Origin of the sequence: Burkholderia sp. 9777_1386 (assembly GCF_015712265.1) — a bacterium.
Classification (GTDB): Bacteria; Pseudomonadota; Gammaproteobacteria; order Burkholderiales; family Burkholderiaceae; genus Burkholderia; species Burkholderia cenocepacia.
In genome coordinates this window covers 39,914-53,612 of the sequence record NZ_JACCQB010000020.1, presented here as the reverse complement: position 1 = coordinate 53,612, position 13,699 = coordinate 39,914, and the positions used below count along the sequence as shown (strand labels likewise).

At 67.9% G+C, this 13,699-nt stretch carries 12 protein-coding genes; 6 read left to right on the top strand and 6 right to left on the bottom strand.

From position 1 onward, the window contains the following. Nucleotides 1-266 precede the first annotated feature (266 nt). The 4 genes from H0X91_RS17180 (at nucleotide 267) to H0X91_RS17165 (ending at nucleotide 5,068) form a co-directional block, all read left to right on the top strand. A complete protein-coding gene (locus H0X91_RS17180; RefSeq protein WP_006494561.1) occupies nucleotides 267-1,562 on the top strand; it encodes a dicarboxylate/amino acid:cation symporter in 1,296 nt (431 codons plus the stop codon). Further along, a complete protein-coding gene (locus H0X91_RS17175) occupies nucleotides 1,559-1,759 on the top strand; it encodes a hypothetical protein (protein ID WP_006494560.1) in 201 nt (66 codons plus the stop codon). Before H0X91_RS17180 ends, H0X91_RS17175 begins: the two co-directional genes overlap by 4 nt. 257 nt (nucleotides 1,760-2,016) lie before the next feature. After that, nucleotides 2,017-3,951 (top strand): SMP-30/gluconolactonase/LRE family protein, encoded by a 1,935-nt coding sequence (locus tag H0X91_RS17170; RefSeq protein WP_058902489.1) that lies wholly within the window; start codon nucleotides 2,017-2,019, stop codon nucleotides 3,949-3,951. A 286-nt stretch (nucleotides 3,952-4,237) separates the two neighbouring features. Next, nucleotides 4,238-5,068 carry a peptidylprolyl isomerase gene (locus H0X91_RS17165; RefSeq protein WP_006494558.1) on the top strand — a complete coding sequence of 277 codons (831 nt, stop codon included), beginning with the start codon at nucleotides 4,238-4,240 and terminating at the stop codon, nucleotides 5,066-5,068. 30 nt (nucleotides 5,069-5,098) lie between these two features. On the opposite strand, the gene H0X91_RS17160 is transcribed toward H0X91_RS17165, so the two are convergent. Together H0X91_RS17160 and H0X91_RS17155 are read right to left on the bottom strand one after the other, a co-directional pair. After that, nucleotides 5,099-5,536, bottom strand: coding sequence for a GNAT family N-acetyltransferase (locus tag H0X91_RS17160; RefSeq protein ID WP_058902490.1), 438 nt, complete (start codon nucleotides 5,534-5,536; stop codon nucleotides 5,099-5,101). Nucleotides 5,537-5,578: 42 nt separating this feature from the next. Then, nucleotides 5,579-6,535 carry a hypothetical protein gene (locus tag H0X91_RS17155; RefSeq protein ID WP_006494556.1) on the bottom strand — a complete coding sequence of 319 codons (957 nt, stop codon included), beginning with the start codon at nucleotides 6,533-6,535 and terminating at the stop codon, nucleotides 5,579-5,581. Between the two features lie 306 nt (nucleotides 6,536-6,841). Between H0X91_RS17155 and H0X91_RS17150 the strand changes: the two genes are divergently transcribed. Then, nucleotides 6,842-8,134: an MASE1 domain-containing protein gene (locus H0X91_RS17150; protein ID WP_058902491.1), complete on the top strand. Its 1,293-nt coding sequence runs from the start codon at nucleotides 6,842-6,844 to the stop codon at nucleotides 8,132-8,134. 13 nt (nucleotides 8,135-8,147) lie between these two features. Then, nucleotides 8,148-8,963, top strand: coding sequence for an alpha/beta hydrolase (locus H0X91_RS17145; protein WP_058902492.1), 816 nt, complete (start codon nucleotides 8,148-8,150; stop codon nucleotides 8,961-8,963). Between the two features lie 7 nt (nucleotides 8,964-8,970). Here H0X91_RS17145 and H0X91_RS17140 read toward each other — a convergent pair whose 3' ends face one another. The 4 genes from H0X91_RS17140 to H0X91_RS17125 all read right to left on the bottom strand — a co-directional run bounded on the left by H0X91_RS17140 (nucleotide 8,971) and on the right by H0X91_RS17125 (nucleotide 13,697). Beyond that, nucleotides 8,971-9,993 (bottom strand): MerR family transcriptional regulator, encoded by a 1,023-nt coding sequence (locus H0X91_RS17140; RefSeq protein WP_058902493.1) that lies wholly within the window; start codon nucleotides 9,991-9,993, stop codon nucleotides 8,971-8,973. Between the two features lie 82 nt (nucleotides 9,994-10,075). After that, a complete protein-coding gene (gene xylB, locus H0X91_RS17135) occupies nucleotides 10,076-11,542 on the bottom strand; it encodes a xylulokinase (RefSeq protein WP_006482345.1) in 1,467 nt (488 codons plus the stop codon). Further along, nucleotides 11,539-12,474: an AraC family transcriptional regulator gene (locus H0X91_RS17130; protein WP_006482319.1), complete on the bottom strand. Its 936-nt coding sequence runs from the start codon at nucleotides 12,472-12,474 to the stop codon at nucleotides 11,539-11,541. The genes xylB and H0X91_RS17130 overlap by 4 nt, the downstream gene beginning before the upstream one ends. Nucleotides 12,475-12,503: 29 nt before the next feature. Continuing rightward, a complete protein-coding gene (locus H0X91_RS17125; RefSeq protein ID WP_058902494.1) occupies nucleotides 12,504-13,697 on the bottom strand; it encodes an ABC transporter ATP-binding protein in 1,194 nt (397 codons plus the stop codon). Between the last annotated feature and the right edge of the window lie 2 nt (nucleotides 13,698-13,699).

Genomic DNA, 13,699 nt, shown 5'->3' with positions numbered 1-13,699 from the left:
AATTCCCCGGCATCCGGCCGCACCGGAAGCGAGCCGGACCGCGACACCCGCCCTTTCCCGACGACATCAGGACGCAAATCAACCCGCGGCGCTTTCAGATTTGAAAGCCGGCCGACCATTTGCGTTAGAATGCCCCCCCTTGTCCGCCCGGGCGACCGCCCGAACCGGACAGGGTCGCCCGCTTGGAGACACAGGTTTCGATTCGCAGCCGGACGCGAATGATGGGCCAGCCGTTAGCAACATACGCTTTGTAATTTGGATCACTAATGAAAAAGAAGCACAACATTACCAGGTACATCGTTGTCGCGATGATTCTTGGCATCGCCGTGGGTTACGCCTGCCATAGCGCGTTTCCCGACCCGAAGATGGCGAAGGAGGTCGCCGGGTACGTGTCGTTGCTGTCCGATGTGTTCCTGCGCCTGATCAAGATGATCATCGCGCCGCTGGTGTTCGCGACGCTGACCGTCGGCATCGCGCAGATGGGCGACGGCAGCGCGGTGGGCCGCGTGGGCGTCAAGGCGTTCGGCTGGTTCTTCATCGCGTCGTTCACGTCGCTGCTGCTCGGCCTGCTGACCGCGACGCTCCTGCAGCCGGGCAGCCACCTGAGCCTGCCGCTGCCGCCGTCCGATGCGGCGCTCAACCTGAAGACGGGCGCGTTCACGCTGAAGGATTTCGTGGTGCACCTGGTGCCGAAGTCGATCGCCGAGGCGATGGCGAACAACGAAATCCTGCAGATCGTCGTGTTCTCGATCTTCTTCGGCACCGCGCTGTCCGCGCTCGGCGACGCAGGCAAGCGCCTGACCGGGGTGATCGAGGATCTCGCGCAGGTGATGCTGAAGGTGACGGGGGCGGTGATGTGGTTCGCGCCGGTCGCGGTGTTCGCGGCGCTCGCGTCGACGATCACGACCGAAGGGCTCGGCATCCTGCTCACGTTCGCGAAGTTCATGGCCAGCTTCTACCTGGCGCTCGCGCTGCTCTGGGCCGTGCTCACGCTGGCCGGCGTGACGTTCCTCGGCAAGCGCGCGTTCACGCTGATCCGGCTGATTCGCGAGCCGTTCCTGCTGTCGTTCGCGACGGCCAGCTCCGAGGCCGCGTATCCGAAGCTGCTGGACGCGCTCGACCGCTTCGGCGTGAACCGCAAGATCTCGAGCTTCGTGCTGCCGATCGGCTATTCGTTCAACCTCGACGGCTCGATGATGTACTGCACGTTCGCGGTGCTGTTCATCGCGCAGGTGTACGGCATCCATCTGCCGCTCGGCACGCAGATCACGATGTTGCTGATGCTGATGGTGACGTCGAAGGGGATGGCGGGCGTGCCGCGCGCGTCGCTGGTCGTGATCGCGGCGACGCTCAACCAGTTCAACATGCCCGAAGCCGGTTTGCTGCTGATCATGGGCGTCGACATGTTCCTCGACATGGGGCGTTCGGCCACCAACGCCGTCGGCAACTCGATCGCGGCGGCCGTGGTCGCGAAGTGGGAAGGGCAGCTCGACGCGCCGCGCGACGATGACGATTCGGACGGTGCGCGCGTAGCGGTGAAGGTGCGGGAAACGTCGGCATGACGCGTGGCAACGCGGCGGCGCAACGCCGCGTTGCCCAACCCGCGGCAAATGACATTCGCCGGCCCGGATTCGATACGGATTCGGGCCGGCGATGTGTTTTGGGGCGGCGGCTTTTCCCGATGTTGCCGAAATGGCATTCGCCGTTTCAATCGATCGACGTCGAATCGGCGGCGATATTCCGACAGGCGCTCGCCTGATTTTCCCCATTCCCGATCCGGCGCGTAAGTGACCATTCACTGACGGGCGGCGGCGCTCGCCGCAAGCATGGGGCGATTCGCAATTTTTTTCGATTTATATGACGTTATTCTCGCGCTGCGCATGATCGAATGCATGCCGTATGTCATACCGACTGCGCCGGATGATTCGGGGAAGAATTTACATCTCGCGGGCTTCAAGCCATCTGGCCGGCCGATCCCTCATGTGAATGACTACCCTGTTCAGGAGAGCATCCGTCATGGTCGCCAGAAAACGCATCCAGGCCGCGCTCGTTGCCGCGGCGATCGCCGCATGTGCACCCGCCGCTCATGCAGCCAACACCACCGACTGGCTCGCGAATACGTACGGCACGCTCGCCGCGCACGTCGGCAACGTCGCGCGCGCGATGTGGGTCGCCCCCGAAGGCGTGATCTACACGGCGTCGATGTGGGACGAGGATGAGGGCGGCGTCGCGATCTACCAGAATGGCAAGAGCATCGGCTCGATCGGCGCGCATTCGGAATCCCAGGGCAGCGCGATCACCGGCAATGCAACGTCGCTGTTCGTCGCGCTGCAGCCCGGCAAGACGTACGGCAGCGGCGCGGTGGGGCGTTACAGCCGCGCGACGAAGGTTCGCGATCGTGTCATCCAGATCAGCGCGGCGACCAACCAGCCGCGCATCGATGTCGTCACCGGGCTCGCGACGGCCGGCTCGCTGCTCTATGCGAGCGACTTCTACGGCAATCGCGTGCGCGTATTCACGACCGACGGCGTGTGGCAGCGGGACATCGGCGTGTCGGCGCCGGGCGCGCTCGCGGTGGACGGCGCGGGCAACGTGTGGGTCGCGCAGAAAAGCGCCGGCTCGATCGTCGGCTTCAGGCCGACCGGCGCGCTGCTGAATACGATCCGGATGCCGGCCGGCTCGCATCCGTCGGCGCTGCATGTCGATGCGGCGGCCGGGCAACTGCTGGTGGGCGACGAAGGCCCCGACCAGAACATCAAGCGTTATTCGATATCGGGCCAGCCTGCGCTGGCCGGCACGTTCGGCGTGCGCGGCGGCTATCTCGACACGACGACGGGCATCAAGGGGCAGGTCGGCCCGCAACGCTTCACGCGCATCGTCGGGATCGGCAAGGACACCGGCGGCAACCTCTATGTGCTCAACAATCCGTGGGGCGGCAGCTGGGATCTCGGGCGCAACGGCGCGACCGACATTCATGCGTACGGCAGCAACGGCAACCTGCGCTGGACGCTGCAGTCGCTGAACTTCGAAGGCATCGCCGCGCCGGACCCGGTCACGGACGGTGCGCTGTTCTACGGCGGCACGCATATCTACAGCGGCAGCGCGGGCGGCAAGTTCGTCGCGAATACCGTCGATCCGTTCACGTACCCGTCGGATCCGCGCATCAACATGAGCGACACGCAGCGCGACGAGCACTTCGGGATGATCACGTCGGTCGGCGCGAACCGGATCCTCGTCGCGGCCGGCCAGAATCCGCCGATTTTCTACTTCTATCACTTCAACGCGGCGAACGGCTACATCGCGATTCCGGACGGCTCGATTCCGGGCCCCGCGTTCAACACGACGCAACGCGTGACGGGCGGCTTCAGCCTCGACAGCCAGGGTGGCGTGTGGGCCGGCCTCGACAAGACCGGCGCGATCACGCATTACCCGCTGACCGGCTTCGACGCGGATGGCAAGCCGTCGTGGGGGCCGGGCGTCGCGACCCGCATTCCGGCCAGCATCCAGCCGCTCACGCGCATCGTGTATCTCGCGGACAGCGACACGATGGTGCTCGCGCAGGGCGCGCTCGGCAGCAACGACTGGACGTCGATCGGCACGCGCATCGAGGTGTATCACGGCTGGCGCGCAGGCAATACGACGAAGCCGGACCCGGTGATCACGCTGCCGCACAGCGGCGCGAAATCGATCGACGCGGCGGGCAACCACCTGTTCGTCGGCTACTGGTTCAGCAGCAGCGGGCCGCTGTGGCCGAACGTCGACGCGTTCAACCTCACCACCGGCAAGCTCGACACGACGCTCGTCAACACGAGCCCCGCGACGGTCGACACCAGCAGCGCGATCGATGCGATGTACAGCATCCGCGCGTACCGCCGGTCGAACGGCGAGTACGTGGTGATGAAGAACAACGTGAAGGGGAACAGCATCACCGTGTACCGGTGGACGCCCTGACGGGCTGAACGTGCTGGTGCGGTCGCTTCGGGCCGCGGCTGCGGACGCGGACGGAAAGTCGTGAAGACCATCGACGCATTTTCTCGGGATGGTTGCGCAACGCGCATGCAATGAACGGTGGGCACACTGCGTGCCGCACCACGGTGGCCAGCCGCCCCAACCTCCCGACGCGCAAACGCGGTTCCGTGCACAATGACAGCGGCACCCGCGGACGCTGCGCGGGCGTGCCCGATGAACGGGCGCGGCTGCCGCTGCCGCGTTTCTTATGCTCGAAGTGACAACCCCGATGAAAATGAAAACGACACCGAACCGCCTGTTGACGATCGTTGCGCTGGCCAGCGCACTGAGCGGCCCTGTCCACGCCCAGACGGCGGCGACCGTCGCGACCGTCAACGGCACGCCGATCACGCAGACCGACGTCGATACGCTGCTGCGCGCGTCCGGTCAGCCCGATTCGCCGCAGATCCGCCAGGCGATCAAGAATCAGCTGATCACGCGCGTGCTGGTTCAGCAGGCGGCCGAAAAGGCGAACTACGCGGACAAGCCCGAGGTCAAGGCGGCGATGCAGCAGGCGAAGGTGACGGCCGAGGTGCAGCTGTACCTGCGCGACCACGTGAAGCCGGAGCCGGTGACCGACGAGCAGGTCAAGGCGCGCTATGACGAACTCGTCGCCGCGCTCGGCAAGAACGAATTCAAGCCGCGTTTGATCGTCGTCAAGGATCCGGTCGCGGCGGCGACCGTGCTGAGCGAGCTGAAAGCGGGCAAGTCGTTCGACGGGCTCGCGCGCCAGTACAGCGTGGCGCCGAGCCGCGATACCGGCGGCGAGCTGCCGTGGGTGAGCTTCAACACGCCGGCGGTGGAAGGCAAGACGGCCGGATTGCCGCTGCCCGTCGCGCAGGCGCTCGAGAAGCTGTCGGTCGGCGCGGTGACGAAGGATTCGATTCCGGTCGATGGCGTGCGGGCGATCGTGAAGCTGGATGCGAAGCGGCCGACGCAGGTGCCGGGCTTCGAGACCGCGAAGCCGACGCTTCAGCAGCAACTGCAGGCGATCGCGGCCGAGAAGGCGAGTGCGCAGATGATCGGCAATCTGCTGAAGGACGCGAAGATCACGCAGTAATGGCCATGCGGCGGCGCCGAGCGCCGGCCGTCACGCGTGCCAGATCATGTTCGCGCTCGTGTCGGTGTCCGACGCGACGCGAAAGCCGAGCCGTTCGTAGAGCCGCCGCGCCGGGTTGCCGTGCAGCACGCTGAGCGATACCGGCACGCGCGCGTGCGCCGCGTCGGTCAGCAATGTGTGCAGCACGGCTTCGCCGATTCCCTGGCCCTGGCGCGCGGGGAGAATCTGGATCTGATGGACGTGCCATTCGCTGGCGGCGCGTGTCACCTTCAGCAGGCCAATGGCATCGGCGCCTTCACAGACGATCATCGCGTCGTCGAAGTTCGCGCGGATGCGGCGGTCGTGCGCTTCATCGTCGGTCGGCGCGCCGACGCGCTGCAGATGCTCGGTCATCGTGAGTCGACGGAGCGTCAGCAGGAACGGGAGATCTTCCTGGGAGGCAGCACGCAGATGGATCGCGGGTTTCATCAGTGATGAGAGGTTGCGTCGGGCGCGAGGCTTTGGTGCGGATCACATGCCCGGCAACCGAATTTGCAGGCCGGCCGGGCGATGTTCGAGGACATCCGTGACCTCGTATTCGGTTTTTGCCCCGTCCGAAGTTTGCCACTGCTGCATACGGACATTGCACAAGAGCACGTCTCCCTTGCTGAAACTGATCTGGCTGTTGTTCACGCGCGACAGGAAGCCGGCATCGGTGATCGTCGCGTGAATCGTCGACGTGCCGTCGTACAGGCGCCACTTGTTGTCGTCCTTGAACGCGAGCGACACGATCGAGAATGCCATCTTGCGATGCTCGTCGAGCAGGAGCGAATCGGTTGGCTCCGGCGCGTGAAACCATGCGATCTCGTTGTGGGCGACCGTCTCGTATACCTCGGTATCGGTGCCGGCAGCGAAAATCTCGATGCCTTCGCGAGCGAGCGGCGCAAGCACTTGCGCGATGGCTTGGCGAACGCGGACGTCACTCAGCAGCGTGAGGACGGGTAGGTCGATTTCCAGTTCGTCGCCGTCGACGTCCAGCACCGCGGTGTTGTTCTGCATCCGCACGTGCGTGATCTCGCGCCCACGCAGCCATTTGAGGACGGCGAAAAGCCCCTTCCTCGCCCTGGGCGCGGCGATGCCGAGCGCGGTCAGGATCGTCACCGCATTGGCGAGCGCCGTGCCTTCGCTGCCGCTCAGCATGTCGCGCATGCGGCCGAGCAGCGAGGTCGCGAGCGTGAAATCGATGCCGAAGCTGCCGGTCTTGAAGCTGCCGCGCACGTTCACCTGCGGCCGGACCTGACCGCCGCACAGTGCGCGCGTCGACGCGTCGAGCAAATCGCCGAATGCCAGCAGCGCGGGCGCGAGTTCGCGTACGTCCATCTCGGACGAATCGAGCGTGGGCCCGTCGTACGTGATGCGAAATCGGCTCATGGTGTCGAAGGGGCCGATATCGGCCGGGCCGGTACTGTTTTCATCGTGTGCGGTCATGTCGAGTGCTGGCAAGAGAGCTGGACGATACGCCGAAACGAATGCTTTCGACTGCCTTTCATCGCAGGGCCGAATGACCGGCCGCGCGCGATTTTGGCCATCCGGACAAGATGGCTTGCAGACGTGTCCCGATAGCGCCCGGCAAGCGGCGAACTTTTCCGATACCTTGCCGGTCACACTCGCCAGCTTGCGGGCGCGCGCCGGTGCCCCGAACGTGCTGCCGCCGTCCGGTATTCCGCCGTTCAACCCGCCCGCCTATCATTCGCACATCGCTCGCACGCACGGCGCAATACACAGGGATTCTCGATGGACACCAAACGATCGCGGCCGGGGCTCGTCGCCGCGCTGCTCTGGGCGGCGCTGTATCTCGCGACCGGCTACATCTCGCACGAATTCAACGGCCCCGTCCGGCTGACGGGCTACATCTGGCTGCCGGCCGGCGTGACGGTCGGCGCATTCATGCTGCGGCCGATGCGCGACTGGCTGACGCTGGCCGGCGCGTTCCTGGTCGGGCAGCTCGCGCTGACCGCCATCGAGCACGGCAGCCTCGTCAACGCGGTGCTGTTCACGGTCGACGAGGTCGGCGCGGCCGCGCTCGCGGTCTGGCTCGTGCAGCGCGTGCGCTTTTCGCTCGAAGGGCTGTATTTCCTGCGCTCGGTGATCCTCGCCGGGATGATCGCGGGCGTCGTCGGCGCGATCGGCGGCGCGGCGTGGTACACGACGCTCAAGGGCGCGCCGTTCTTCGACGTGTGGTCGGTGTGGGCCGCATCCGATTTCGTCGGCGTGCTGCTGGTCACGCCGGTGCTCGCGTCGTGGTCGCGCTTTCGCGCGCACCGTTCGGGCGACCACGAGCGCTTCGACCTGGTGCTCGGCATCGTCGCGTTCGTGCTGCTCGCGGCCGTCGCGCTCGTGATCTTCGACGGCGATACGTCGCGGAAATTCGGCACGGGCGCCGGCTTCGCGCTCACGTATGTCCCGTTGTTCCTGACGGTCGCGGTGACGCTGCTGCTCGGCGGCCGGGCGGGGTCGTCGTCGGTGCTGGTGCTCGCGCTGATCGTGATCGAGCAGACCGCACAAGGCGACGGCCCGTTCGCGTCGCTTCACGCGCATTACGGCAGCGCGCTGCTCGAAGCGCAGCTCTATCTGGCGGTCGCGTCGCTGCTGGTGCTGACGGTCAGCACGCTGAAGACGACGCGCGAGCGCGTCCACGAGCATGCGGCCGTCCTGCAGAACAACATGGAGCTCGCGCTCGCGAGCGCCGGCCAGATCGCGTACGTGCTCGATCCCGAGTCGGGCCGCATCGAGTGGAGTGGCGACGTCGAGCGCGTGTTCGGCGTCGGCGTCGACGCCGCGCAGATCGCGAGCGTGCCGCTCGTGCTCGAACGCGTGCAGCCGGGCGATCGCGACGCGCTGCGCGACTACTGGAATGCGGAGATCGCGGGCGAGGACCGCGCGTCGCTGTCGCTGCGTATCGTGCTGCGCGACGGCGGCACGCGGACGATCACCGACCACGGTGCGCCGCTGCTGGATTCGAACGTCGACGTGACGGTGGTGGCGGGCGTGTGGCAGCTCGAGCGCGTGTGGCCGGCGGACGAATGAGCGGGTACGCGTCATGACGGGCCGCACGGGCGTGCTGCTGATCCACGGGCTCGGCGGCACGCAATACGATCTCGGTTCGCTGCACAAGGCGATGCGGCGCGCGGGTGGCGACACGCACATGATCACGCTGCCGGGGCACGGCACGCGCCCGGAGGATCTGGTCGGCGTGCGGGCGGAGGCGTGGCTCGATGCGGTGACCGAACAATACCGCGCGCTGGCGCGCGAGTACGACACGCTGCACGTCGCGGGGATGTGCATGGGCGCGCTCGTCGCGCTGCTGCTGTGTCATCGCGTGCAGCATGCGCGCGGCCGGCTCGCGCTGCTGGCGACGCCGATGTTCATCGACGGCTGGTCGACGCCGTGGTACCGGTCGCTGCGGCACGTGCTGTACCGCGTGCCGGGTGTTGCCGAGCGAATGCGCGTGGAGGAAGGCGATCCGTTCGGCATCAAGAACGCGACGATCCGCGCGATCGTGAAGAAGAAGTTCGAGCGGCAGGACAGTTTCCACTATGCGTGGGTGCCGCTCGCGTGCGTGCGGCAGGTGGACCGGATGCGCGACTGGGCGCTCGACGCCGCGGCCGGCACGCGGTGCCCGACGCTCGTGCTGCATGCGCGCGAGGACGAGCTGACGAGCCTGCGCTCGGCCGACTTCCTGCTGGAGAAGCTGCCCGACGCGCGCGGGATCGTGCTGGAGAACAGCTATCACATGATCTGCGCGGACAACGATCGCGACGACGTCGCGCGGCACGTGCTCGAATTCTTCGGCTTCGATCCCGTGCATGCGGTGAGCCCGGCGATGGCGCGCAGGATGGGGCGGCTGGAACCTTGACGGCGGCTCACGCCGTCATCGGCCGCCGTGCGATCCGCTCGCGGACCTCGGGCGCCGCCAGGCACGTGGCCACGGCTTCATACCCGGGTGCGCCCGGGTAAGGCGCGACGCGTGCGGGCGGGCTGTGATTGGCCGGGCACAGCAGGATGGTTTCGTCGGGGCCGACCGCCGCCAGATCGAGGATCGCCGACGAGCGCGTCAGCAGGAACAGCGGCCGCATGCCGGCGGCTGCGGATTCGCGCAGATGAGCGATCAACGCCAGTTGCGTGGCCCGGTCGAGGCCCTGTTCGATCATGTCGACGATCTGCGCACGCGGGCCTTGCGCTTCGAGGCTGACGAGGAGTGCCGTCAGTGCTGGCGACGGCGTTGCGCCTTTGGCGGCGAGCAACGCCGACGTGCGATCGACGCGCGACTTCAATTCCGGATCGGCGCGCAATGCGTCGGATGCCGTCGCACAATCGTCGTCCAGCCGATCGAGGCCGACGAACACGGCGCCAGGCAGCGCCTCCGCCAGCCGAAGCGCGAGCCGCGTCTTGCCGCTCCCCAGCGAACCGATGATGTAGTTCAGCGGCCGGATATCGCGACACTCGAACCACTCGCCGCCCCACGGCCACGGCAGGCTGAACGCGACGCCGGCGCTGCCCGGGTCGAGCAGCCGCGTGAGTTCGCCGTCCGCCGGCATCCGCCCGCGTGCCAGGCCGGCGCGCATCGCGCGCACGCGGTCGAGCTTGCTGACGAAATCGTGAATCCCGTGATCGAGCGCCGCTTCGTGGGCGGCCAGCGCTGCGTCGAGACCGCGCGCGTCGCCGTCGAGCACGCTCGCGACCTGCGCGAGCGTGAGGCCGAGCTTGCGCAGTGCCGCGATGTCGGCGGCGCGGGCGAGATCGTCCGCGCCGTACGTGCGGTATCCGGCCGGCGTGCGCGCCGGCGTGACGAGGCCGTGCCGCTCGTACAGCCGCAGCGCCTTGATCGAGACGCCGAGCCGCGCGGCGGCGGCCGACGCGTTCAAGCCGGGTGTGGCGGTACCCATCCGTCACCTCTTTGCTGTCGATTCGTTGCGCCCAGCATAAAGGCGATCCCAAGGGCCGGGTCAAGCGCGATCGCGCGGGCGTTCAGTCGGCCGCCGCGAACTCGTCCCGCAGCGCGCGATACAACCGCCGGTAGCGCGCGAGCCGCCCCGCCAGCAGATCGACCGACGCGGCATCGGGCGCGACCGTCTCCGTGACGGGCGGCGCGACGCAGACCTCCTCCAGCGTGTCGTTCGTCGCCGCCAGCCGCGCGAGCCGCGCGGCGCCGAGTGCCGCGCCGACCGCGCCGTCCGCATGGCGCTGCATCGCGAGCCCGGTCGCATTCGCGCACAGCCGCGCCCAGAACGCGCTCTTCGAGCCGCCGCCGATGAACGACACCGCGTCGAGCGTCGTGCCGGCCGCGCGCAGCGCGTCGTAGCCGTCGGCCATCGCGAACGCGACGCCTTCCATCACCGCATACGCGAGATCGTCCGCATCGTGTTCGTTCGACAGTCCGAAGAACACGCCGCGCGCATGCGCGTCGTTGTGCGGCGTGCGCTCGCCGCCGAGATACGGCAGGAACAGTGGCGCGCGGGCCGGATCGGCGCGTTCGGCGCGCGCAGCGAGCGCGCCGGCGGTCGTGCCGTGCGCACGCGCGAGCCAGTCGAGGCTCGCGGCCGCCGACAGGATCACGCTCATCTGGTGCCAGCGTCCTTCGACGCAGTGGCAGAACGCGTGCACGGCGGCGTCCGGGTTCGGCGCGAAGCGGTCGTTGCCGGCGAACAGCACGCCCGACGTGCCGAGCGACAGGAAGCCGCTGCCGGCGCCCGTGACCCCCATGCCGATCGCGGACGCCGCGTTGTCGCCGGCGCCGCCGGCGATCGTCACGGGCCCGTCGATGCCCCATTCGCGCCGCAACGCATCGCGCAACTGCGCGGCGGGCGCGTTGCCTTCGACGAGGCGCGGCATCTGCGCGCGCGACAGCTCGGTTGCGGCGAGCATCCGGTCCGACCAGTCGCGGCGCGCGCAGTCGAGCCACAGCGTGCCCGCCGCGTCGGACATGTCGGACACGAATTCGCCGGACAGGCGCCAGATCAGGTAGTCCTTCGGCAGCAGCACCTTGTGCACCGCGCGAAACACGGCGGGCTCGTATTTCGCGAGCCACAGCAGCTTCGGCGCGGTGAAGCCGGGCATCGCCATGTTGCCGGTGATCGCGCGCGATTCCGGCACCAGCGCTTCCAGCTCGACGCATTCGGTGCCGGCGCGCGTGTCGTTCCACAGGATCGCGGGGCGCAGCACCTGGTCCGCGCGGTCGATCAGCGTCGCGCCGTGCATCTGGCCGGACAGCGCGATGCCGCGCAGCGCGGCGAAGCCGGCCGGATGCGCGGCGCGCACCGACGCGATCGCGTCGAGCATCGCGTGCCACCACGCCTGCGGGCTTTGTTCGGACCAGTGCGGATGCGGCCGGCTGATCGACAGCGCGGCCGAGCCGGTCGCGAGGGGCACCGATCGGGAATCGGTGAGCAGAACCTTGACCTCGGACGTGCCGAGGTCGATGCCGAGATATGTCACGTATGAAGCGTCCTGTCTGGGGCGCGGGGCGGCGCGCGTCGCGGGGGCGGCGCGTCGTCGCGACCGTGCGGTTCGTTGAGCCGGTGCAGCGCGCGGAACTTCGACGGCGGCACCTGCTTCATCGCGAGAAACTGACGGTTGAAGTTCGACAGGTTGTTGAAGCCAACCCGGTAGCAGATGTCGGTCACCGTCAGGTCGGAAAACATCAGCAGCTCGCACGCTTCGTTGATGCGCAGCCGGTTCAGGTAGCGCACGAACGACGAGCCGGTATGACGCCGGAAAAACCGCGTGAAGGTGCTGACGCTCATGCCGGCGAACGCGGCGACGTCGGCTTCGCGCAGCATGCCGGGCAGGTTCTGCTGCAGGTACGACAGCACCTGGTTGATGGTCGACGACATGTAGTGCTGCGCGTCGCTGCGGTAGCCGGGGCCGGCGAGCACGCGCCGCTCGCGGCACGACGACAGCCGGTCGAACAGCGACATCAGGATCTCGACGCGGCGGCAGCCGTGCGCATTCGCGAGTTCGAGCATCAGCGGCGCGACCTCGATGCCCACGCGGTCGGGAAACTGCACGCCGCGCGCTGCATCGTCGATCAGGTCGATCACCGGCTGCAGCTCGCTGAACGCGCCGACCATCTTCTCGATCGCATCGCGCGAGAACTGCAGCACGACGTCGCGCGACGGCACGCGTTCGCCGTCGGCCAGCTCGCTGACCCAGTTGTGCGGCAGGTTCGGCCCGGTGACGATCAGGTTGCCGGGGCCGAAATCGCCGATGTGGTCGCCGACGAACACCTTGCCGTGCGACGCCTGGATCAGATGAATCTCGTACTCGGGATGGAAGTGCCACTTCGCGACCGAATGCGGATAGTCGTGGACCCACGCGCGAAACGATTCGTCGCGGTGGGTGGGAACGATCTCGAGATCCGGGTTCATCGTGTACTCCGTCGGGGCGTGCCGGCGTGCTACGAACGGGACATCGACCAGCCCGTCGCGGCAGGCGGCGTGGTGCGCGTCGCGGCCGCCGGCGGCGCCGCGTGCGCGATCGGGTTCGCGTCCGGCAGCGTGACGTTGCGCTCGGTGCCGGCGTCGAACAGATGCAGGGCTTCTTCGTCGAAGCGGAACGCTACCACGGCGCCCGGCGCCGGGGCCATCGGGGCCGGCACGAGGGCCGCGCACGGCCGGCCGCGCCAGTCCAGCGTGACGAGCGCCTCGGCGCCGAGCAGCTCGACGAGTTCGACCGTGCCGGTCAGCGTGAGCGTGCCCGGGGTCGGATCGCCTTCGGCGACGAGTTGCAGGTGGTTCGGGCGGATCGCCGCCTTCACCTGCTGGCCGTCCTGCAGCCGTGCGAAGCGCGAGGACGCGAGCGGCCAGCGCGCGCCGTTGCAGTCGAGCAGCACGTTCGTGCCGACGCGCGCGATCGTGCCGTCCGCGAAGTTCATTGCCGGCGTGCCGACGAACCCGGCCGCGAATACCGTGTGCGGCTGGCCGTACAGCTCGGCCGGCGTGCCGATCTGCTCGATGTGGCCGCCGCGCATCAGCACGACGCGGTCGGCGAGCGTCATCGCCTCGAGCTGATCGTGCGTGACGTACAGCGTGGTCGTCTTCAGTTGCCGGTGCAGCCGCTTGATGTCGCCGCGCAACTGCGTGCGCAGCTTCGCGTCGAGGTTCGACAGCGGCTCGTCGAACAGGAACACGGCGGGCGTCTTGATCATCGCGCGCGCGATCGCCGCGCGCTGCTGCTGGCCGCCCGACATCGCGCGCGGACGGCGGTCGAGCAGCGCGTCGAGGCTCAGGATGCGCGCGACGTCGCGCACGCGGCGGTCGATCTCGTCGGCCGGCACCTTCAGCCGCCGCAGGCCGAACGCGATGTTGTCGTACACCGTCATGTGCGGATACAGCGCATAGTTCTGGAACACCATCGCCACATTGCGCTCGCGCGACGGCAGGTCGTTGACGACCGCATCGCCGATCACGAGCTCGCCGCCGGTGATCGCCTCGAGGCCCGCGATCATCCGCAGCATCGTCGACTTGCCGCAGCCGGACGGGCCGAGCAGCACGATGAATTCGCCGTCGGCGATCTCGAGGTCAAGCGGATGCAGCACGGCGGGGCCGCCGTCGTAGTGCTTCGACAAAGCCTTGCAGGTGATCTGGGCCATGG

Excerpts from the sequence above, each read along its gene's own strand:
- H0X91_RS17180 (WP_006494561.1), top strand. The coding sequence starts at position 267 with ATGAAAAAGAAGCACAACATTACCAGGTACATCGTTGTCGCGATGATT.
- H0X91_RS17175 (WP_006494560.1), top strand. The coding sequence starts at position 1,559 with ATGACGCGTGGCAACGCGGCGGCGCAACGCCGCGTTGCCCAACCCGCG.
- H0X91_RS17170 (WP_058902489.1), top strand. The coding sequence starts at position 2,017 with ATGGTCGCCAGAAAACGCATCCAGGCCGCGCTCGTTGCCGCGGCGATC.
- H0X91_RS17165 (WP_006494558.1), top strand. The coding sequence starts at position 4,238 with ATGAAAATGAAAACGACACCGAACCGCCTGTTGACGATCGTTGCGCTG.
- H0X91_RS17160 (WP_058902490.1), bottom strand. The coding sequence starts at position 5,536 with ATGAAACCCGCGATCCATCTGCGTGCTGCCTCCCAGGAAGATCTCCCG.
- H0X91_RS17155 (WP_006494556.1), bottom strand. The coding sequence starts at position 6,535 with ATGACCGCACACGATGAAAACAGTACCGGCCCGGCCGATATCGGCCCC.
- H0X91_RS17150 (WP_058902491.1), top strand. The coding sequence starts at position 6,842 with ATGGACACCAAACGATCGCGGCCGGGGCTCGTCGCCGCGCTGCTCTGG.
- H0X91_RS17145 (WP_058902492.1), top strand. The coding sequence starts at position 8,148 with ATGACGGGCCGCACGGGCGTGCTGCTGATCCACGGGCTCGGCGGCACG.
- H0X91_RS17140 (WP_058902493.1), bottom strand. The coding sequence starts at position 9,993 with ATGGGTACCGCCACACCCGGCTTGAACGCGTCGGCCGCCGCCGCGCGG.
- H0X91_RS17130 (WP_006482319.1), bottom strand. The coding sequence starts at position 12,474 with ATGAACCCGGATCTCGAGATCGTTCCCACCCACCGCGACGAATCGTTT.
- H0X91_RS17125 (WP_058902494.1), bottom strand. The coding sequence starts at position 13,697 with ATGGCCCAGATCACCTGCAAGGCTTTGTCGAAGCACTACGACGGCGGC.